This window comes from Flavobacterium sp. (assembly GCF_046073885.1).
Taxonomy (GTDB): Bacteria; Bacteroidota; Bacteroidia; order Flavobacteriales; family Flavobacteriaceae; genus Flavobacterium.
Genome location: NZ_JBJTND010000077.1, coordinates 1 through 21,820 on the forward strand (window position 1 = coordinate 1; position 21,820 = coordinate 21,820).

At 34.3% G+C, this 21,820-nt stretch carries 19 protein-coding genes and 2 pseudogenes; 11 read left to right on the forward strand and 10 right to left on the reverse strand.

Annotated elements, in window-relative coordinates; genetic code table 11:
* On the forward strand, positions 1-1,431 hold a 1,431-nt coding region (locus ACKOWY_RS10145), incomplete at its 5' end, for a peptide MFS transporter (protein WP_408941327.1).
* Between the two features lie 37 nt (positions 1,432-1,468).
* A complete protein-coding gene (locus ACKOWY_RS10150; protein ID WP_408941328.1) occupies positions 1,469-1,981 on the forward strand; it encodes a thioredoxin family protein in 513 nt (170 codons plus the stop codon).
* Here ACKOWY_RS10150 and ACKOWY_RS10155 read toward each other — a convergent pair.
* The 4 genes from ACKOWY_RS10155 to surE all read right to left on the reverse strand — a co-directional run bounded on the left by ACKOWY_RS10155 (position 1,976) and on the right by surE (position 6,280).
* Positions 1,976-4,009: a ComEC/Rec2 family competence protein gene (locus ACKOWY_RS10155; protein WP_408941329.1), complete on the reverse strand. Its 2,034-nt coding sequence runs from the start codon at positions 4,007-4,009 to the stop codon at positions 1,976-1,978. The genes ACKOWY_RS10150 and ACKOWY_RS10155 overlap by 6 nt on opposite strands.
* A 40-nt stretch (positions 4,010-4,049) precedes the next feature.
* The gene (locus ACKOWY_RS10160; protein ID WP_408941330.1) at positions 4,050-4,259 is read right to left on the reverse strand and encodes a YgaP-like transmembrane domain; all 210 of its coding nucleotides are present in this window, start codon (positions 4,257-4,259) and stop codon (positions 4,050-4,052) included.
* 89 nt (positions 4,260-4,348) lie between these two features.
* On the reverse strand, positions 4,349-5,461 hold the full coding sequence (gene lpxB, locus ACKOWY_RS10165) for a lipid-A-disaccharide synthase (RefSeq protein ID WP_408941331.1): 1,113 nt from the start codon (positions 5,459-5,461) through the stop codon (positions 4,349-4,351).
* 48 nt (positions 5,462-5,509) lie between these two features.
* On the reverse strand, positions 5,510-6,280 hold the full coding sequence (surE, locus tag ACKOWY_RS10170; RefSeq protein WP_408941332.1) for a 5'/3'-nucleotidase SurE: 771 nt from the start codon (positions 6,278-6,280) through the stop codon (positions 5,510-5,512).
* A gap of 157 nt (positions 6,281-6,437) precedes the next feature.
* On the opposite strand from surE, the pseudogene ACKOWY_RS10175 reads away from it, so the two are divergent.
* Positions 6,438-8,701, forward strand: a pseudogene (locus ACKOWY_RS10175) (carboxy terminal-processing peptidase).
* A 63-nt stretch (positions 8,702-8,764) separates the two neighbouring features.
* On the opposite strand, the gene ACKOWY_RS10180 reads toward ACKOWY_RS10175, so the two are convergent.
* The 3 genes from ACKOWY_RS10180 to ACKOWY_RS10190 all read right to left on the reverse strand — a co-directional run bounded on the left by ACKOWY_RS10180 (position 8,765) and on the right by ACKOWY_RS10190 (position 11,923).
* The gene (locus tag ACKOWY_RS10180) at positions 8,765-10,921 is read right to left on the reverse strand and encodes a polyribonucleotide nucleotidyltransferase (RefSeq protein ID WP_408941333.1); all 2,157 of its coding nucleotides are present in this window, start codon (positions 10,919-10,921) and stop codon (positions 8,765-8,767) included.
* Positions 10,922-11,054: 133 nt separating this feature from the next.
* Positions 11,055-11,324, reverse strand: coding sequence for a 30S ribosomal protein S15 (rpsO, locus tag ACKOWY_RS10185; protein WP_353083717.1), 270 nt, complete (start codon positions 11,322-11,324; stop codon positions 11,055-11,057).
* Positions 11,325-11,467: 143 nt separating this feature from the next.
* Complete coding sequence (locus ACKOWY_RS10190; protein WP_408941334.1) at positions 11,468-11,923, reverse strand: GAF domain-containing protein; 456 nt, start codon at positions 11,921-11,923, stop codon at positions 11,468-11,470.
* A gap of 71 nt (positions 11,924-11,994) precedes the next feature.
* On the opposite strand from ACKOWY_RS10190, the gene xrtF reads away from it, so the two are divergent.
* The 8 genes from xrtF (at position 11,995) to ACKOWY_RS10230 (ending at position 18,876) form a co-directional block, all read left to right on the forward strand.
* On the forward strand, positions 11,995-12,552 hold the full coding sequence (gene xrtF / locus ACKOWY_RS10195) for an exosortase family protein XrtF (RefSeq protein ID WP_408941335.1): 558 nt from the start codon (positions 11,995-11,997) through the stop codon (positions 12,550-12,552).
* A complete protein-coding gene (locus tag ACKOWY_RS10200; protein WP_408941336.1) occupies positions 12,527-12,970 on the forward strand; it encodes an exosortase F system-associated membrane protein in 444 nt (147 codons plus the stop codon). The genes xrtF and ACKOWY_RS10200 overlap by 26 nt, the downstream gene beginning before the upstream one ends.
* Positions 12,971-13,012: 42 nt before the next feature.
* Positions 13,013-13,855 (forward strand): hypothetical protein, encoded by an 843-nt coding sequence (locus tag ACKOWY_RS10205; protein ID WP_408941337.1) that lies wholly within the window; start codon positions 13,013-13,015, stop codon positions 13,853-13,855.
* Positions 13,845-15,200: an MBL fold metallo-hydrolase RNA specificity domain-containing protein gene (locus tag ACKOWY_RS10210; protein WP_408941338.1), complete on the forward strand. Its 1,356-nt coding sequence runs from the start codon at positions 13,845-13,847 to the stop codon at positions 15,198-15,200. The genes ACKOWY_RS10205 and ACKOWY_RS10210 overlap by 11 nt, the downstream gene beginning before the upstream one ends.
* Before the next feature lie 52 nt (positions 15,201-15,252).
* Positions 15,253-15,654: an HYC_CC_PP family protein gene (locus tag ACKOWY_RS10215; protein ID WP_408941339.1), complete on the forward strand. Its 402-nt coding sequence runs from the start codon at positions 15,253-15,255 to the stop codon at positions 15,652-15,654.
* A 49-nt stretch (positions 15,655-15,703) separates the two neighbouring features.
* Positions 15,704-17,713 carry a TonB-dependent receptor plug domain-containing protein gene (locus ACKOWY_RS10220; RefSeq protein WP_408941344.1) on the forward strand — a complete coding sequence of 670 codons (2,010 nt, stop codon included), beginning with the start codon at positions 15,704-15,706 and terminating at the stop codon, positions 17,711-17,713.
* Positions 17,714-17,762: 49 nt separating this feature from the next.
* Positions 17,763-18,104, forward strand: a complete 342-nt coding sequence (locus tag ACKOWY_RS10225; RefSeq protein ID WP_408941340.1) for a heavy-metal-associated domain-containing protein — start codon at positions 17,763-17,765, stop codon at positions 18,102-18,104.
* 94 nt (positions 18,105-18,198) lie between these two features.
* Complete coding sequence (locus tag ACKOWY_RS10230) at positions 18,199-18,876, forward strand: DedA family protein (RefSeq protein ID WP_408941341.1); 678 nt, start codon at positions 18,199-18,201, stop codon at positions 18,874-18,876.
* Between the two features lie 51 nt (positions 18,877-18,927).
* On the opposite strand, the gene groL is transcribed toward ACKOWY_RS10230, so the two are convergent.
* The 3 genes and pseudogenes from groL to ACKOWY_RS10245 all read right to left on the reverse strand — a co-directional run.
* Positions 18,928-20,559: a chaperonin GroEL gene (gene groL, locus ACKOWY_RS10235; protein ID WP_408941342.1), complete on the reverse strand. Its 1,632-nt coding sequence runs from the start codon at positions 20,557-20,559 to the stop codon at positions 18,928-18,930.
* A 67-nt stretch (positions 20,560-20,626) separates the two neighbouring features.
* Positions 20,627-20,902: a co-chaperone GroES gene (gene groES / locus ACKOWY_RS10240; protein WP_408941343.1), complete on the reverse strand. Its 276-nt coding sequence runs from the start codon at positions 20,900-20,902 to the stop codon at positions 20,627-20,629.
* Positions 20,903-21,118: 216 nt separating this feature from the next.
* A pseudogene (locus ACKOWY_RS10245) lies at positions 21,119-21,820 on the reverse strand (peptidylprolyl isomerase); the annotation flags it as partial.

Sequence of the window (21,820 nt, forward strand, 5' to 3'; positions counted from 1 at the left end):
GAAATGTGGGAACGTTTTTGTTTCTATGGAATGCGTGGCATGCTTGTGGTATTTATGGTGAGCCATCTTAAAATGGATGAAACAGTTGCCAACCTTCAATATGGAGCTACTCAGGCGTGGGTTTATGCCTTTACGTTTATTGGAGGCTTATTTGCAGATAAAATACTTGGATTAAGAAAATCACTGTTTTGGGGAGGGATCTTAATGATAATTGGAAGCATTATTTTAGCCATTGATCCCGTAAATTACTTTTTTATTGGTATCGGATTTACCATTGTAGGAACAGGTTTTTTCAAACCTAACATTTCCTCTATGGTTGGTCAATTATATAAAGAGGGTGACAGCCGCACCGACGCTGGTTTTTCTTTCTTTTACATGGGGGTAAATCTTGGGGCTTTAATTGGTGGATACATTTGTATTGCGGTTGCAGAAGGTTCGCTTTGGCAATCCTTAGTTCCGGAACACCTAAGATGGAATGTAGGCTTTGGGTTTGCAGCAGTAGTGATGATTATTAGTTTACTAACTTTTACCCAAACACAAAAAAGCCTTGGCCCAATAGGCCTTTCTCCTCTAGAAACGATTGAAAAATCAAAAAGAAAACTAGCGGAACTATCCACTTTTATTGGGTCTTTAATAATTATTCCGTTAATTATATTGATGGTAGAAAACACTGAATATACCAAATGGTTTATGATATTTATTGGACCTGTTTCAATTCTTTATTTATTATATGAAATGCGCGGTTTTAGCATTTCAGAAAATAAAAAATTAGTTGCAGCTGTAGTTTTTATGTTGTTTTCAATAGTCTTTTGGGCATTTTTTGAGCAAAGTGGTGGTTCTTTGAGTTTATTTGCTGCTAACAATTTAAATAATACAATTGCAGGTATTGAATTGAGTCCGAATGGAATTAACAACTCGGCCAACTCCTTTTTCGTAATCGGTTTTGCAGCTTTAGTTGGCTTAGTTTGGCTTTGGATGGGAAAACGAAAAATTGAACCCAACACAGTAATTAAATTTGGAATTGCCTTCTTGTTTCTTGCTGGAGGATTTTGGGTATTTTACTACACTAAATTTTTTGCTGGTGCCGATGGTAAAACCTCTTTAGGGATATTTACATTTGGATGGTTTATTATCACTTTTGGAGAATTATGTTTATCGCCAATTGGGATGTCTGCAATGACAAAACTATCGCCAAAGAAAACCCAAGCCGTAATAATGGGAATGTGGTTTTTAGCAAGTTCCTACGGACAATATTTTGCTGGTATTTTAGGAGCAAATATTGCAGAAGCATCCGAAAAATCTTCTAATGCCGCCAAACTTATTGTATATGCGGACGGCTATAAACAATTAGGACTTTATGCTTTAATTGCAGGAATTATTCTAATCGCTATTTCGCCATTTATTAAAAAATTAATGCAGGATGTAAAATAATTTTAGTACTTTCGGCATTGAAAAACACTGAATAAATATGAAAAAGATAATTTTAATAGCGCTATTATTTGTAACAACAATTTCGGTTAAAGCGCAAGAAGGACAAAAATGGTATAGCGAAATCAATGAAGCGATTGAAGCTTCCAGACAAGAACAAAAACCATTATTTTTGTTTTTTACAGGTAGTGATTGGTGTGGTTGGTGTATGAAATTGCAAAATGAAGTTTTCAAAACTCCTGAATTTACAGCTTGGGCAAAAGACCATGCGATATTAGTAGATTTAGATTTCCCAAGAAGAACACCACAATCGGATGCATTAAAATCTCAAAACAACCAATTGCAACAAATGTTTAAAGTACAAGGTTTTCCTACAGTTTGGTTTGTAAAACCGCAACTTAAAGAAGACGGCAAAATCAACTTAGAGCAATTGGGAAGTACCGGCTATCTATCTGGTGGACCAACGGTTTGGATTAAGAGTGCAAACGAAATTCTTAAGAACTATGTCGCAGATCCAAAACCTGCAAAAGCTAAGAAATCGAAAAAATCATAATTTATAAAATCCCTTTTCAACAGTATTGTGAAAAGGGATTTTTTCTTTTTCACAGGTAGCTTTCCAAAGTCTCCCATTAAATTTACTATTAGAGCCATCCGCAATTATTAGCTTTGGCTTGCAGTCTTGTATAACACGATCCAAGTTAATCTTGGGATTATGTACCAAGAGTAAAATATCGGGAGATTCTACTAAAAAATAGTTCCCATCCTTATTAAAAATGAGTATTTTTTTATTTTTAAAATAGAGCACCTTTGGCAGCGATTTTGAATTTTTAATTCGACAAGAATTTCCAACTAAATAGGAATTCAAAGTCAAGTTTGACGATTTATTTTTATTCAAATCAATAGAAGAAAAAACACTGATCTGGTCTCCAAATCGTTCGGTAATTAAAGTAGCTTTCCTACAATTATATACAATCAATTCTTGATTGGTTTGGCAAAAATATTTTAAAGTTAAAGCTGTAATTTGCAATGAAATTAAAGCTAATAATACAACTACTAGTTTTTTGAAACTTGGTTTTTTTATCCATATTATTAAAGAAAAAATAAGCAAATACATTGCCCACATCGTCACTAAAGAAAGAGGAAGGTCTTTAAATACAAATCCTTCAAAAGAAGCAACCCATGCAATCACTTTATTTAGAATCCAAATACTCCATTCTAAAGCCTTTAACAACGGCATCCAAATTAGATCGAAAGCAGCTAGAAATAACACTATAACTCCTAGCCCTAAAATAAGTGACATGCCTGGAAGGATTACCAAATTGGTTATAAAAAACAATCCTGGAAATTGATGGAAATAATAAATACTCATAGGGAAAGTCCCTATTTGAGCTGCAAAGGAAACCGTTATTATATCCCAAAAAAACTGAACTATTTTATTTTTTGGCATCCAAATAGAAGCCAACAAAGGCTGTAACCAAACAATAAAAAAAAGTGCCACATAACTCAATTGAAAACCAACATCCATTAAAAAAGAAGGTTGAAATAATAAAATAAGTAAGGCTGAAATGGCCAAAGTGTTGTAAATATTTACGCTTCTTCTTAGGTACATTCCGATTGCAACAAATGAAAACATGGTAACTGAACGCACTACTGAAGGGGCAAAACCAGCCAATAATCCGAATGCCCATAAAAATATAATCACGGTGATTAATTTTACTAAAGCACCTCTCCTACTATTTGGAATTGGTTTTAAAAGAAACGTAATAAAAAATAAAATAAACCCAACATGTAATCCCGAAACCGACAATACATGAACAGCTCCCGCATATTGATAATCGCGAACAATTTCGGGTGAAATGTCTTGTTGCTGACCTAAAATTAGCGCCACTACAACACTTAATTCGGTTTTATGAAAATGATTTTTTTCTAGATTTCGAATGATTCGATTTCGAATTAAACTTGCATAATAAAACAAATTTTTCTCTTTAATAGAACCTACTTTAACTTGATTTGAATTGGTATGAAATTGGCCATAAATATGTTGGTTTTCTAAATAATTGGCATAATCAAATTGATTCGGATTATTAGGCGGTTTGTTCTTATAAAAAGCACCTTGTACTTGAAGAATCGTTCCAATATCAAGATTGGGCAAAGTGGTTGTGCTTTTAATATTCAATAGGATTTTACCGTTTGTTTCTTTTCCGTTAAGGGAAATAACTTGGGCAACATATCGATACGAAACGGCTGAATTTTTAAGCTTTTCTTTTATAATAACTACAGCCAAATAGTTCTTACTCTCCTTTGAAATAAAGTGGATGTAATGGTTTTTATTTCGGGTGGTATCCTGAGAAACTAAGGTGAAAATTCCTATAAAAAAAGAAACAAAAAAGACAGCAATACCAAAAGTAGCATTCGGAATTAATTTTGATTTTGAATAAAAATAGATTCCCAGCAATAACAACAAACTTGAAACCAGTGCAATTAATGAGAATAAAAAAGCCGGTTTTGCAAAATGGGCCAAGAGTAACCCAAGTACAAAACAGGCTGTTATTTTAATTAATGGAAATTGTAATATCCTCATTACTAAAAGATACTACAAAAATTCGAGTTGCTAATGAAAATTATTTCTTTTCTTTAGGTAAAGTACTAATTCCGAATGGGAGGTACAACGGACAAGAGCCTACCAAACTCACAATTAACAAAACTACGGCTACCACTAGCAAAACGATTCCTAAAGTTCCTGAAATTTTTCCTAACAAATACAATGCAATAATAATTGCTGCTATAATTAAGCGTAAAAATTTATCAACGCCACCCATATTTTTTTTCATCTTCAGTGAATTTAAATTAATAATCTAATACAAATGTATCCGTAATTAATTCACTGAATGTAACTTAGGTTACAACTTGAGCTAATGGGTTAAGATATCGAAGAAACAATATGATGGGCAGTTGCAGCACTCGCTCCCACTCCGCCTAGTTTTTCTTCCAACTGGGCGTATTTTTCTAGTAGGTTTTTACGGTAATTCGGGTCTAAAATTTTAGTTAATTCCGACTTTATTCGAGTAGAATTGCAATCCTCTTGAATTAATTCGGTTACCACTTCCTCATCCATAATTAAATTTACAAGGGAAATGTATTTTAGCGTAATTATTCGCTTGGCAATTTGGTAAGACAACCAACTCCCTTTATAACAAACCACTTCTGGAACTTTAAAAAGTGCCGTTTCTAAAGTGGCTGTTCCCGAAGTTACTAAAGCCGCATGGGCATGGCCCAATAAATTATAAGTTTCATTAGAAATGAACTTTATGTTTTTTCCAGTAATAAATGGTTCGTAAAATGAATATTCCTGGCTGGGCGCTCCAGCAATAACAAATTGATTTTCTGGGAAATCATTCACCACGCTTAACATTAAGGTGAGCATTTTGGAAATTTCTTGTTGGCGACTTCCAGGTAAAATAGCAATTATTGGTCTATCGTCCAATTGGTTTTGCTTTCTAAAAGTGGCCTCGTCTAGTGTTACTCTATTGTGAATGGCATCAATAAGTGGATGCCCAACAAAATCTACTGTATAATGATGTTTCTTTTCGTAAAAATCTTTTTCAAACGGAAGAATGACATACAATTTATCGATATCTCTTTTGATATCTTTAATTCTGTTTTCTTTCCAAGCCCATATTTGTGGAGAAATATAATAATGGTTTTTGTATCCCTTTGTTTTTGCCCATTTGGCAATACGCATATTAAACCCAGGATAATCAATGTAAATAAGTACATCAGGTTGAAAATTTTCAATATCCGATTTGCAAAATTTAATATTTCTGAAAATGGTTTTTAAATTCAGAAGCACCTCAGCAAATCCCATAAAAGCCAATTCCCTATAGTGTTTTACCAAGGTTCCGCCTGCTTGTTGCATCAAATCTCCACCCCAAAACCGAATTTCTGCCGAAGGATCTTCTTTGTAAAGTGCCTTCATTAAATTGGATCCGTGTAAATCTCCCGATGCTTCTCCAGCTATGATGTAATATTTCATTTCTTGATTATTTCAGAAATTAATTAATAAACAATGCGGCAATTAGTATTAAAACTCCCAAGTATTTAATGTTTGAATAGCATGGTGTGCCGTTAAATCAAACTGCACCGGAACAATAGAAATATAATCGTTCGCCAAAGCCCATTCATCAGTATCGGTACCTTTATCTAGATTTATAAATTCTCCCGTTAACCAATAATATTCTTTTCCAAAAGGGGTAACGCGTTTATCAAATTTTTCCTCCCAAATGGCTTTTGCCTGACGGCAAATTTTAATTCCTTTTATTTCGTCTGTTTTTAATTTTGGAAAATTAACGTTCAATATTGTGCCTTCCGGCAAACCATTATTTAATACTTGAGTAGCAATCTTTTTAATAAAGGGTTTAATCGACTCAAAATCGGCATCCCAGTTATAATCCAATAACGAGAAACCAATTGCAGGAATTCCTTCAATTCCGGCTTCTACAGCCGCACTCATTGTACCCGAATAAATCACATTTATTGAAGAGTTCGAACCATGATTAACACCCGAAACACAAAGATCTGGTTTTTGTTTTAAGATTTCATTCACCGCCATTTTCACACAATCGGCGGGAGTGCCTGAGCAACTATATTCTGTTACTGCAGCCGTTGCACCTGATATTTTATTCAAATGCAGGGTATTATTAATAGTTATAGCATGCCCCATAGCACTTTGCGGACTATCTGGAGCTACCACTACAACATTTCCTAACTCTTGCATTACGGCTATTAAAGCTCTAATTCCAGGAGCCGAAATTCCGTCGTCATTGGTAACTAATATTAAAGGTGTTTTTGGCATTTTTCGTGCTTTTTGTGTGTAACAAAAGTAATTAATTTGAGTCTTATTCTATTACAATTTTAAGAACTTTGAAATTAATGGCTGGTTTTAACAAAAATTTATACGCCTCCCTACTTTTATGGCCTATTTTTTTGTGTAAATTAGTCCAAAAAAATTAATGAATACAATTATTCAATTTATGAAAAGACATTATAAAATCATAGTACTAGTACTAGCGCTTTCTATTGGCCTTTGGAGTTTTATTCCAAAAACAAGTAATGATCCAGAAAAAGACAAACTTTTACTAGAATTATTAACCTATGTTATTGAAAAAGGACATTACAATCCGGCTGCCATAGATGATACTTTTTCTAAAGGGGTTTATAAAGATTATTTTGAGGCTTTAGATCCTTCAAAAAGATTCTTTTTACAATCGGATATGGATGAATTTTCTAAATATGAATTGGAAATTGATGATCAAATAAAAAATAAGACCTTTCTTTCTTCAATTTAACCTACAACCGATTGTTACAACGAATGGAGGAAAGTAAAGACTATTATAAATCGGCTTTAAAAAATCCTATTGATTATTCGATAAACGAAACCATCAATACCGATTATGAAAAGGCACCATATTGCACTTCTGTGGAAGAACTGAAAGAACGTTGGAGAAAACAAATTAAGCTTACTACCCTTGCTTCATTAGTTGAAAAACAAAAAATTCAGGAGGAACTTATTAAAAACAAAAATAAAACTCCCGAAGAAAAATTAGCCGATTACAGAAAAAAACAAGGCGCTAATTTAAATAAAGAAGCCGAAGCCAAATTCATTGAAAGCCTTGCCAAAAAAGACACCATTACTCCAAAAACATATGAAGAAATGGAAAAACAAACTAGAGTAAGTGCCGAAAAATCTTTGGACGATACTTTTACTTTCATTAAAGATTTGGATAAAGAAGACTGGTTTGGAATCTTCTTAAATATTATTGCTACGCGCTTTGATCCGCATACGGCGTATTTTCCTGCAGATGAAAAAGAGAAATTTGATGTGAGCATGAGTGGAAAGCTTGAAGGAATTGGCGCCAGATTACAAAAGAAAAGCGATTATACCGAAATCACCGAGTTAATATCTGGTGGGCCAGCATGGAAACAAAAAGAACTTGAAGCGGGTGACTTGGTATTAAAAGTAGCCCAAGGAGATAATGAACCTGTGGATGTTGTGGGCATGCGAATAGACGATGTGGTTAAAAAAATTAAGGGACCTAAGGGAACCGAAGTTCGATTGACGGTAAAAAAGCAAGATGGTTCTATTAAAGTAATTTCAATTATTAGAGATGAAGTTGAAATTGAAGAAACCTATGCTAAATCGAGTATTGTTGAAAAAAATGGATTGAAATACGGAATCATCTACCTGCCTAAATTTTATATTGATTTTGAAAATAAAGACAGCCGAGATGCCGGAAAAGATATTGCGATTGAAGTAGAGCGATTGAAAAATGCTGGCGTAAAAGGTATTGTTATGGATGTGCGAGACAATGGCGGTGGCTCTTTAAAAACGGTAGTTGATATTGGAGGATTATTTATTGAAAAAGGTCCGATTGTTCAAATTAAATCGGCTGCTGGAAAAAAAGAAGTGCTTTATGACAAAGATCCAAAAGTAGAATGGGATGGCCCTCTTGTAATCATGACTAATGAATTTTCAGCTTCGGCTTCGGAGATATTAGCAGCAGCAATGCAAGATTACAAACGCGCCGTGATTATAGGAAGCAAACAAACTTATGGAAAAGGAACGGTTCAAAATGTAATCGACCTGAACCAATTTGTTCGAGGAAGTACCTTTGGCGATTTGGGAGCGCTTAAAACCACTACACAAAAATTCTACAGAATTAATGGTGGTTCAACGCAACTAGAAGGTGTAAAAAGCGACATCGTAATGCCGGATAGTTATGCTTATTTAAAAATGGGTGAACGCGATGAAGATAATGCCATGCCTTGGGATAAAATTGATGCTGCCGATTATTCACTTTGGAACAAGCAACTTAATTTAGACTTAGCCATTGCCAACAGCAAAAAACGATTGGAAGCCAATCCGCAAATGAAATTAATTGACGAAAGTGCAAAGTGGCGTGAGGAGCGCAGTAAAGAAGATGTATACAGCTTGCAAATTGATAAATTCAAACAAGAGCAAAAGCAATTGGAAGAAAGCAATAAAAAATTTAAGTCAATTGAAGATTACAACAACAACTTAAAATTTAAGTCGTTGCCTTATGAAGAAGCGCAAATTGCAACGGATGCCACCTTAAAAGAAAAAAGAAACAGATGGCATGAGAGTTTGGCGAAAGACATTTACATTGAGGAAGCCATTCATGTTTTAGATGATTTACAACCAACGGCTGCAAAAAAAGAGTTGAATTCGAAATTAAAAAAAGGAATTAAATCGTAAAAGATTATGTTATAAAAAAAGCCCCAACAGTTGTTGGGGCTTTTTTATTTATATAAGAAGTAATTATTCTGCTTTTGGAGCTTTATTTTCTTCTCTTGGAGGTCTTGGTACAAGTGCTTTTTTAGACACTTTTTCTTTTCTTGTTTTAGGATCAATACCTAAGTATTTCACCATAAACACATCACCCATGTTTACAACATCGGTAACATTTTCTGTACGCTCCCAAGCCAATTCAGATACATGAAGTAACACTTCATTTCCTGGAGCAGCAGTATATTCTACTACAGCACCAAAATCAAGCATTTTAATTACTTTCACTTCATAGGCTTCACCTACAACTGGCTTGAATATAATCGAATCAATTTTAGCCAATACTGTTGCAATTCCGTCTGGATCAGTTCCAAGGATTTCAACTACACCTTGCTCATCCACTTCGTTGATTACAATGGTAGTTCCAGTTGCTTTTTGTAATTCTTGAATTACTTTTCCACCAGGACCAATTAAGGCACCAATAAAGTTTCCAGGAATAGTTCTCATGATGATTTTTGGAGCATGTTTTTTAACATCTGCTCTTGGAGTAGCAATAGTTTCGGTAAGTTTACCTAAAATGTGCATTCTTCCATCACGTGCCTGACCTAATGCTTGTTCCATAATGTCATAACGCAATCCTTCGATTTTGATATCCATTTGGCAAGCAGTAATTCCGTCTTTTGTTCCGGTTACTTTAAAATCCATATCTCCTAAGTGATCTTCATCTCCTAAGATATCAGATAATACCGCAAATTTTTCTCCGTCTGTGATTAATCCCATAGCAATACCAGAAACTGGTTTTACCATTTGAACTCCAGCATCCATTAACGCCATTGTTCCAGCACAAACCGTTGCCATAGAAGAAGAACCATTAGATTCTAATACTTCTGAAACGATACGAATTGTGTAAGGACAATCTGTAGGAATCATATTTTTTAAAGCACGTTGTGCTAAGTTTCCGTGTCCAACTTCTCTTCTTGAAGTTCCTCTTAAAGGTTTAGCTTCTCCTGTAGAAAATGGTGGGAAATTATAGTGTAAGTAGAATTTTTCTTCTCCTTGTTCTGAAGGCGAATCAATTTGATTTGCTTCTCTTGAAGTTCCTAAAGTTACTGTAGCTAAAGCTTGAGTTTCACCACGAGTAAACAATGAAGATCCGTGAACTGATGGAAGGTAATCTGTTTCACACCAAATTGGTCTGATTTCGGTTGTTTTTCTTCCGTCAAGACGCAACCCTTTTTCAAGAATTACATTACGAACCGCTTCTTTATTGGTTTTGTAAAAATACTTACCTACTAATCCAGCTAAATCTGCATTTTCAGCATATTCTTCTTCAGTAAATAAAGCTTTGCATTCGTCTTTCACTGCAGCAAATTTTTCGCTTCTTTCACTTTTTCCTGAAGCTTCTTGAGCAATTGCATAACATTTATCGTAAGCCGCTGCTTTTACTCTTTTGTAAACTGCTTCGTCTTCTACTTCACCTTCATAAGTTCTGTAAGCTGGAGAACCAACTGCTTCGCGAAGACGTTGTTGAGCTAAAATTTGAGTTTTGATCGCTTCGTGAGCAAATTTGATAGCCTCTACCATTTCTGCTTCCGAAATTTCTTTCATCTCTCCTTCAACCATCGCAACCGAATCTAAAGAAGCTCCGATCATCATATCGATGTCCGAATTTTCTAATTCTGCTCTGCTTGGGTTGATTACTAATTTTCCGTCAATTCGTGCTACACGAACTTCAGAAATTAAGTTATAAAAAGGAATGTCTGATACTGCTAATGCTGCTGATGCTGCAAGACCTGCTAAAGCATCTGGCATTACATTTTCGTCGTGAGACATTAACTGAATCATTACTTGGGTTTCTGCGTGATAATCATCTGGAAAAAGCGGACGCAATACACGGTCTACAAGACGCATGGTTAATACTTCGCTGTCACTTGGACGTGCTTCTCTTTTGAAAAATCCTCCAGGAAATCTTCCTGCAGCTGCAAATTTTTCACGGTAATCTACCGTTAATGGTAAAAAGTCAACACCTGGATTTGATGTTCTTGCTGATACAGCTGTAGCTAAAAGCATACAATCACCGCATCTTACAACAACAGAACCATCTGCTTGTTTTGCTAATTTACCTGTTTCGATTGTGATAGCTCTTCCATCACCTAAATCGATTGTTTCTTGGGTTACTTTTGGAATCATAAAAATTTAATTCGTTAATACAATTAGGTTAGTTGTGTTGTTGTAGTAGTTGTGATAACCCAATGAAAAACCGAAACTTTCTTATTTATTTTAAAAACAAAAAGAGGCGCGCAGGCACCTCTTTATATATGTATTATTTTCTAATACCTAATTCTTTAATAATCTCACGATATCTATTGATATCTTTTTTCTTTAAGTAATCTAAAAGACTTCTTCTTTTACCTACTAAAAGTACTAACGAACGCTCTGTGTTGTAATCGTGACGATTTTTTTTCAAGTGCTCTGTTAAGTGTGAAATTCTAAATGTGAAAAGAGCGATTTGCCCTTCTGTAGAACCTGTGTTCTCTGCTTTTCCTCCGTGTTTAGCGAAGATTTCAGCTTTTGTTTCTTTAGTTAAATACATTCCAATATTATTTAAATGATTATTATGTATGAATAAAGATTTTCTCTATTCGGGTGCAAATGTACACTTTATTTTTGAAGATACAAGGAAATTAAATGGTTTGTTGCGTGTTTTTTACTTGCTACACCCAACTTCCAACCTAATTAAAACAATTTTGCAACCTCCTGATTTACATATTCTAAAAATCGTTCGTCGTTTTCGGTAAATGGATCAATCACATGAGAATCGATATCTATTTGTCCAATATTCACTCCGTTTACAAATAAAGGAACCACGATTTCCGATTTCACGGTGAAGCTACAAGCAATATAATTGTCTTGCGCAGATACATCGGGAACGACAAAATTGGCATTCGATTCGGCCACTTGGCCACAAATTCCTTTTCCAAACGGAATAACCGTATGATCGGTTTCTGCCCCAACATACGATCCTAAATGCAAGGTTTTAGTTTCATGATTGGCAAAATAAAATCCAACCCAATTATAATAGGAAACCGAATCGGACAAAAACTGACATAAATTTTTCAATTTTAAATCTCTATCCATCTCCTCTTGACCCAATATCTGAGCTACTTTAGGTTTTAATACTTCAAAATCCATCTTTTATTATTTTTTACAAAAGTAACCATTGCAATTTCTTACTTTTACCTAAAATTTGTTAAAATTCAATTTTGAAAGAATACCTCATTCAATTTAAACCGTTTCTATTATTTCTTGCCAAATTTGCCGCAAGCTATTTGGTGTTGACTTTTATATATCAAAGTTATTTAAATCAATTTGATGTAGCCAAAATGGAAGTCGATGGTTTTACTAAAGTGGTTGCCCAACAATCGCAAAAAGTACTTTCAATTTTTGACACTAATTCTTACACTGAAAGCAATTTTAAAGAAGCCAGCGTAAAATTGTATTATAAAGGCAAATGGGCCGCACGCATTATTGAAGGCTGCAACGCACTAAGCATCATAATTCTTTTTGTAAGTTTTATCATTGCGTTTACCGGAAAACTCAAGCCCACCGTCCTGTATATTATTTGCGGAAGCGTCCTCATTCATGTTATGAATGTAACACGGATTGCTTTGCTGTGTGTGGCTTTAGATAAATTCCCCAAATACGATTCGCTTTTTCATGATCTGATATTCCCTTTAGTTATTTACGGAGTGGTATTTTTACTTTGGGTAATTTGGGTTAACAAATACTCTTTTTATGCTGAAAAACCTGCTGCAAAATAAAACGACCGTATTCTATATACTAATTCTATTGGCTTTACTAGTTGCTATTAGAGCTTTTGAAAACACCCTTTTTTACGATCCGTTGCTGGCTTATTTCAAAAGAAATTACATGCAAATGCCCTTGCCAAAACTGAATGTGATTCGGTTATTTTTTAGCTTGGGTTTCCGATTTTACTTAAACTCCATCATTTCAATTGGGATATTAAAATTGATTTTTAACGATACCAAAGTGGTTAAATTTTCAATTTTTCTTTATTCTGTTTTTGGGATAATTCTTATGGTGACTTTCTTTTTCATTTTATTAAAATTTGGAGAAACCAACAAAATGAATCTGTTTTACATTAGAAGATTCATCATCCAACCTGTTTTATTAATTCTGTTTATTCCTGCATTTTATTACCAGAAAAAAAACAAGTAGCTCTTTTATTGCGTATCTTTATTAGAGATAAATACGCACAATATGAAAGTAGTTAAATTTTCTGGATCGGTCGTAGATTTTGAACCCGAGAAACTTAAAAAATCGTTATTAAAATCGGGGGCAACACCATTGGTAGTAGATCGAATATTGGTCACTATTCAGAGTCAGATTTACAATGGAATTACAACAAAACAAATCTACAAATTGGCATTTGGACTGTTGAAAAAAGAATCCAATTCACATGCGGCGCAATACAATCTTCGAGCTGCCATTCAAATGCTGGGTCCGGCTGGTTTTTATTTTGAAAAATATGTTGCCCGCCTATTCACTTTGGAAGGTTATAAAACCATTACCAACATGACACTTGAAGGTAAATGTGTTTCGCATGAAATTGATGTGGCATTAAAAAAAGACGATGTTATTTCAATAATCGAATGCAAATTTCATGCTAGCAGAGATGTTATTACCGATGTGAAAATTCCGATGTACATTCTTTCGCGTTTCAATGATTTGAAAGATCGAAAACAAACTATTTTCACCAATACCGATAAAATTTCTAACTGCTGGATTGTGACTAATAACCGATTTAGCAGTGATGCCATTGCTTTTGGAATTTGTTCGCAATTGAATATGCTCAGTTGGGATTATCCAAAAAAAGGAAATTTAAGACATAAAATAGACTCCAATAAACTCTATCCAGTAACCTGCCTTACCACCTTAACACTTGCTGAAAAAGACAAATTACTTGTAATGGATATCATCCTAGCTAGTGAGTTGATTAATAATATTGAAAGTTTAGAACGCATAGGCTTATCCCCAAACAGAATTAAAAATGTTCTAAAAGAAGTTACCGAACTATGTAAATACTTAAATCATGAAAGTTAAATTTTTTGGCGGAGCAGGAACCGTAACCGGATCCAAAACAATAATTGAAAGCAACGGAGTTCGAATTTTAATTGATTGCGGACAATTTCAAGGCATCAAACCTTTGCGAGAGCTTAACTGGGAACCACTTCCTGTTTTGCCATCATCTATTGATTATGTATTGCTCACCCATGGGCATTTGGATCATTGCGGATGGCTTCCAAGATTGGTAAATCAAGGGTTTGACGGTAAGATATTTTGCACAAGTCCGACAAAAGATATTGCCAAACTAATTCTTTTGGATAGTGCAAAAATTCAGGAAGAAGAAGCTAATCATGCCAACGAAGGCAACTATTCCAAACATGAAAAAGCAGAACCTCTATATACAGTTGCCCAAGCAGAAGAAGTATTTCCGCATTTTAGAGTGGTGAATGAAAATGAAAGCATCAATTTGGATGCAGAAATTTCGGCTGTTTTCACAAATGCTGGTCACATACTAGGCGCTTGTACGTTAGCTTTAACTTTAGAAGGTAAAACTTTAGTTTTTTCGGGAGATATTGGCAGGGATAACGATGTTCTAATGTATCCACCAACCAAACCCAAAAATGCCGAATATGTATTTATAGAAAGTACCTACGGGAACCGAATCCACCCAAAAGAAGAGGTAAAACTGCTTTTGGAAACCTATGTAAATAATGCCTATTCCAAAGGGGGGACTATCATCATTCCGAGTTTTGCAGTGGAACGTGCACAAACGCTAATGTATTTGCTATGGCAATTAAAAGTAGAAGATCGTATTCCGGATATCCCTTACATCATTGACACTCCAATGGGAATTAGCGTCTTGGAAATATTTCGAAATAATAAAAAGTGGCACAAGCTCTCCGATTCTGAATGTGAAGGGATGTGTGCAATGTTTAATATGGTTTCCAACTACCAAGACACCATCAATTATATCTTTAATAAAAATCCAAAAGTTGTTATTGCCGCAAGCGGAATGATAACTGGTGGTAGAGTATTAAGTTATTTGGAACGCTATATTAGTTTGCCTGAAACTACAATAATTATTGTAGGATATCAAGCCGAGGGCACCCGTGGCAGAAAACTATTGGAAGGAGCCAAAGACATTAAAATTAGAGGAAAATATTATGATGTAAAAGCAACTGTCGTTGAAATTGAAGGTTTATCGGCGCATGGAGACCAAAATGATTTATTGAATTGGCTTTCAGAAATTGAAAATAAACCCAAAAAAATCTTTATCGTGCACGGAGAAAATGCCCCGGCAGATGAACTTCGAATTAAAATTAATGAAAAATACGGCTGGGATTGTTTGATTCCATTAATGGGACAAGAATTTGAATTGTAATCTTTTAACAAATATTTAAATCAAGTATTTTGGATTTAATTAACTTTGCAACATGAAATTTAAAAGATACATTAATCTGTTTTTAGTGCTTTTCCTATTGGCCTCCAATATGGGATTGTCTTTTAATGTGCATTATTGTGACGACGAAATTGCATCAGTTACTTTAAATACAGCAACCAACTCTCATGAAGTTGAAGAGGATTGTTGTGGTGTGGTTGAAAAAAGTTCTAAATGTTGTAAAAACAAAATTATTAAATCCACCGAAAAGTCGGCACAAGTTCATGTAAAAACCATTTCTATAGATGCCGAATACGAATTGGTATCTAACGAATGGAAAACTGGAAATTATTCAGATGAATTATATTTCCAACCAAAAGAATCATCCTCTTATTATTGCGATGCAAATGCACCGCCGCTCTACCTCTTGTACAGCCAATATACCTTTTATTCCTGATTATACTGCTTATAATTGTTTGAAACATTTTATAACTAGTATCATCTAAATCATGAAAAAAATAACATTATTCCTATTGTTATTCGTTTCTATTTTGAGTTTTTCCCAAAAAAAATTGGAAGACGTTAAAATAGAAGGCGAAAAAAAGGGAATACGAAAATCGCTTACCACCACATCTAATACATATATGGTAAGCAGTAAAGAATTGCTTAAAGCGGCTTGCTGTAATTTAGCTGAAAGTTTTGAAACAAATCCGTCTATTGATGTGAATTTTGCAGATGCATTAACAGGCACGAAGCAAATTAAAATGCTTGGATTGACTTCGCCTTATCTTATGATTACAGAAGAAAACATTCCTTCTGTTCGAGGTGCTTCCCAAGCCTACGGATTATCATTTACACCAGGAACTTGGGTAGAAAGTATCCAAATTACAAAGGGTGCCGGAAGTGTTGTAAATGGTTTCGAAAGTATTTCGGGACAAATCAACACTGAGTTGATTAAACCCATGAAAGATATTCCGTTTTTCTTGAATGCTTATGGCGCCACCGATTCTAGATATGAATTGAATACCCATTTTAACAAAAAAGTTTCCGATAAATGGGCTACCAGTTTTTATATTCACGGAAATACTCGCGTTGCCAAAAACGACATGAACAACGATGGATTTTTAGACAATCCATTAGGAAAGCAAATCAATATGGTTAACCGTTGGCAGTATTCCAATCCAGAAACCGGTTGGGTATCGTTTATCAATTTCAGATATATGAAAGACGAAAAACAAACAGGTCAATTGGAATTTGATAATAACCGAGACAAACTCACAACCAATTATTGGGGATCTGAAATTAATACTAACCGATTCGATTTTAGTTCAAAAGTGGGGTATGTATTTAAAGATATGCCTTACCAAAGTATTGGATTTCAAAATGCCTTTAGCAATCACAATCAGGACTCTTATTTTGGTTTGAATCAATATGCTATTAAGCAGCAAAGTTATTATTCGAACTTAATTTTCAATTCGATTATTAATAACACCATGCACAAGTTTGCTGCAGGTTTGAATTTTACTTATGATAAATATGCCGAATTTGTGAATCAAAACGATGTAGGAAGAACCGATAATTCGGTTGGAAGCTTCTTTGAGTATACCTATGACAACAATGATAAATTTAGTTTTATCCTTGGCGGAAGATTGGATTATCACAATCGATTGGGCGTATTTTTTACTCCGAGGCTTCATCTTAGATACAATCCATGGGAGAACGGAGTTCTTCGATTTTCTGCTGGAAGAGGAAAACGAGCAGCCAATATTTTTGCAGAAAATCAGAATTTGTTTGCAAGCTCTAGAACCTTTTCGATATTGGATACCAATGGGAAAATTTATGGATTGAATCCGGAAATTGCTTGGAATTACGGTTTTAGTTTTACACAAAATTTCAAACTTTTCGGTAAAACAGCAGATGCCACAATTGATTTTTATCGTACCGATTTTCAAAATCAAGCCGTTGTAGATGTCATGCAAAGTTCACAACAAGTTTTAATTTATAATTTAATAGGAAAGTCATTTGCTAATAGTTTGCAAATCGATTTCAACATTGAGTTAATAAAACATCTAAATATTAGAACGGCCTATAAATACTATGATATTTCTACCGATTATCTATCTGGAAGTTTTCAAAGACCATTGCAAGCCAAACATCGTTTCTTTGGTAATTTAGAATATGCAACACATATTAAAGAAAAAGGAAAGCAGTGGAAATTTGATTACACCTTGAATTGGCTGGGATCTCAACAATTACCAACTACATCAACTAATGCAATTGCCGATAGATTACCTGATTTAGCTGGCGCATTTACCGTGATGAATGCTCAAATTACAAGAACATTTTCTAGCACATTTGAAATGTATATAGGCGGAGAGAATATTGGCAATTACCGTCAAGATAAAGCTATTTTGGGCGCAAGCAACCCTTTTGGTCCAACTTTTGACGCTTCAATTATATTTGCACCTATTTTTGGAGCCATGTATTATGCCGGATTACGATTTAAAATAATATAAATTACGCTATAAATAATAATTAAATAAAAATTTAATAATCACTACTAAAATGAAAAATATTCTATTTGGAATATTGTTACTAATGGTAACAATTTCGGCGAAAGCGCAAGAACAAAAAAATAAAAATGCCAAATACACCATTGAGGTAAACGGAAATTGTGAATTGTGCAAAAAAAGAATTGAAAAGGCAGCCTTCTCTGTTTCGGGAGTAAAATATGCTATTTGGAATGTTGACACACACCAATTGAATTTGATATTAAACGAAGAAAAAACAACTCTTTTGGATGTAAAAAAAGCAGTGGCTAAAGTTGGCCATGATACTGATGATGTAAAAGCAACCGATGAAGAATATTCAAATTTGCATGGATGCTGCCAATACGAACGAAAATAACTAATTAATAAATTGCGGGAAAGCGTAATTATATTTACTTTCACACCCGAGATAGTAAAGCATTTCGGTAAAAATCATAACACCAAAATCAATTATGACACATTTTGATTGGAAACAACTATTTAATCCTGAATTTTACATCAAACTTGAAGTAAGCGGAATTGCTATAGGCTTGTATGTGGTTTTGGCTATAGTGTTTGCTGAAACCGGGTTATTAATTGGATTTTTCTTACCGGGAGATAGTTTGCTGTTTTTATGTGGTATCTACAGTGAATTGTTAATGGAAAAAATTTCTTTAGGCAGTGAATTTTTAAATGTTACTTTATTGGCCGCATTTATTTCCTTAATGGGGATTTCGGGCAACATTACAGGATATTGGTTTGGAGCTAAATCAGGTAGTTATTTATTTAAAAAGGAAGACAATATATTCTTTAAAAAGAAATACTTGTATCAATCTAAAGAGTTTTTTGATAAACATGGAAGTAAAGCGGTGGTATTTGCACGATTTTTACCTATAGTAAGAACATTTGCACCAGTAGTTGCCGGAATTGTAGAAATGGACAAAAAACGTTTTATGTTTTATAATATTCTTGGCTCTATATTATGGTCTTTCACGATAGTTTTTTCAGGTCATTATTTATACGAGTTCTGTAAAAATAATCTAGGTATCGATTTAAAACACTATATTGAATTCATTGTAATTGGAATCATTGCTGTTACTACGGTGCCCGTTCTTTGGAAGATATTTAAAAAGAAAGCACATATTGAATAATAAAAAAACCGCTTCGATTGAAGCGGTTTTTTTTATGTTTGATGATAATTATTACATCATTCCTGGCATTCCTCCGCCCATAGGCATCGCTCCACCAGCACTTTCTTCTTTAATTTCTACTAAAGCACACTCGGTTGTAAGAATCATCCCCGAAACAGATGCTGCATTCTCTAACGCCACACGAGTTACTTTTTTAGGATCGATAATTCCAGCTTTTAGCATGTCTACATACTCGTCTGTTTTTGCATTGTAACCAAAGTTATCTTTCCCTTCTGATACTTTTGCAACTACTACAGAACCTTCTAAACCAGCATTTTCAACAATAGTTCTTAAAGGTGCTTCAACCGCGCGTAAAACAATTTGAATTCCGGTTGCTTCATCAGCATTATCCGCTTTAATTGAAGTTAAGGAAGACTTAGCTCTTAATAGTGCTACTCCTCCACCTGCAACAATTCCTTTTTCAACCGCTGCACGAGTTGCATGTAACGCATCATCTACACGGTCTTTTTTCTCTTTCATTTCAACTTCCGATGCTGCACAAACATAAAGTACTGCAACACCTCCAGCTAATTTAGCCAAACGCTCTTGTAATTTTTCTTTATCATAATCAGAGGTTGTAGTTTCCATCTGACCTTTAATTTGATTCACTCTATTTTTAATTAAATCAGCATTTCCTGCTCCATTTACAATTGTAGAGTTGTCCTTATCTATAGTGATTTTTTCTGCAGTTCCCAGCATTTCTAAAGTAGCATTTTCTAATGTATATCCACTTTCTTCAGAAATTACAGTACCACCTGTTAAGATTGCAATATCTTCCAACATTGCTTTTCTTCTATCTCCAAATCCTGGCGCTTTCACGGCAGCAATTTTTAGAGCACCTCTTAATTTATTTACTACTAAAGTAGATAATGCTTCTCCATCAACATCTTCAGCAATAATTAATAATGGTTTTCCCGATTGTGCCACTGGCTCTAATACTGGTAATAATTCTTTAAGAGAAGATACTTTTTTATCGTATAAAAGAATGTAAGGATTGTCTAATTCTACATTCATTTTTTCTGGATTGGTAACAAAATAAGGTGATAAATAACCACGGTCAAATTGCATTCCTTCTACAACATCTACATAAGTATCTGTACCTTTAGCTTCTTCAACAGTGATAACTCCTTCTTTACCAACTTTACCAAAAGCGGTGGCAATTAATTCCCCAATCACTTCATCATTATTAGCTGAAATAGATGCAATTTGTTTAATTTTTTCAGAATCGCTACCAACCACTTGAGCTTGCTTACCTAATTCTGCAACGATGGTTTCAACGGCTTTATCAATACCACGTTTTAAATCCATTGGATTTGCTCCTGCAGCTACGTTTTTCAATCCTTCTTTAACAATTGCTTGTGCTAATACCGTTGCAGTTGTAGTTCCGTCACCAGCCAAATCATTAGTTTTAGATGCTACCTCTTTAACCATTTGAGCACCCATGTTTTCTAATGGGTCTTTTAATTCAATTTCTTTTGCAACAGTAACACCATCTTTAGTAACATTTGGGCCTCCGAATGATTTTCCAATAATTACATTTCTACCTTTAGGACCTAATGTTACTTTTACTGCATTTGCTAATGCATCAACTCCGCGTTTTAATCCATCGCGTGCTTCAATATCAAATTTTATATCTTTTGCCATTTTGTTATATTTTTTTAATTATTAAAAATCGTAATACGTATTAAATTAAATTTTGTACCTCGTACTTTTAAATAATTGCGAGAATATCATCTTCTCTCATGATAAGATAATCTTTACCATCTAATTTTAATTCGGTTCCAGCATATTTACTATAAAGAACGGTATCGCCAATCTTAACGGTCATTGGCTCGTCTTTTTTACCGTTTCCAACTGCAAGAACAGTCCCTTTTTGAGGCTTTTCTTTTGCAGTATCAGGAATAATAATTCCGGAAGCAGTTTGAGTTTCGGCTGCTGCTGGTTCCACAATTACACGATCTGAAAGTGGTTTAATGTTTAGTGCCATAATTACTATTTTTTAGTTATTAAAATTATTAAGATTGATTTCTATTATTCAGAAATTATGCCAACAGCATAAAACTGACAATTTTTCAGCTAAGGTAAGAAAAATTGACAACGAATTGGGAATCACAGGCAGTAATCAAATAAAAATACCCCAAAAAAGAGTGCACTTTTTTGGGGTATCTAAAAGAATATTTTAGTTTAAATTAACCTTTATCTACTAATAAAATTCTAATCTATTATCTTCAATTTCTGCATCATTTTTCATTGCTGGGAAAACTCTTCCTGCAGCTTGAGCATTAGCAGCTTTTATTTTAGCGACATAATCATCGTACTTAGGCAATTTAGGCGCTTTAGTAACTGCTTTAGTTTTTACCACATATACTCCTGAATTTCCTTCTACCGGAGCAGATACTTTATTCGCCGGAGTTCCAAAAGCTGCACCAATAACTTTAGGCTCAGCACCAACATTTGCTAAAACTGAATTTTCTACAGATGCAGCTGGCGCATTTTGAACAGTAGTAGCATTTGCTTTAGCAATAGCTTCTAAAGAGCTACCTTTCATTTTAGCAATGATTTTTTCAGCTTTCTTTTTGTTTTTGATAATGCCTTCTACAGATGGTTTAGCATCTTCTACAGTCATTAATCCTTTTTCATTAATTTTTTTCAAACGAGCAATTACATTTCCAACGTTAACAATTTCGAAACGTTTTACATCACCTACGTTAGTTCCATCGGTGTAAGCCCATTTGATAATTTGTCTTTGATTTCCTACGCTGCCAAACTCTTCGTCCATTGGTTTTGCCTTTACCGCCGGATTAACTGTCAATTTAGCTGCTTTCGCTACTACAGCGAAATCTTTACCATTAGCTTCCATTTCAAAATTAGTAGCTTTGGTATAGGCAGCATCAGTAGTTTCCTG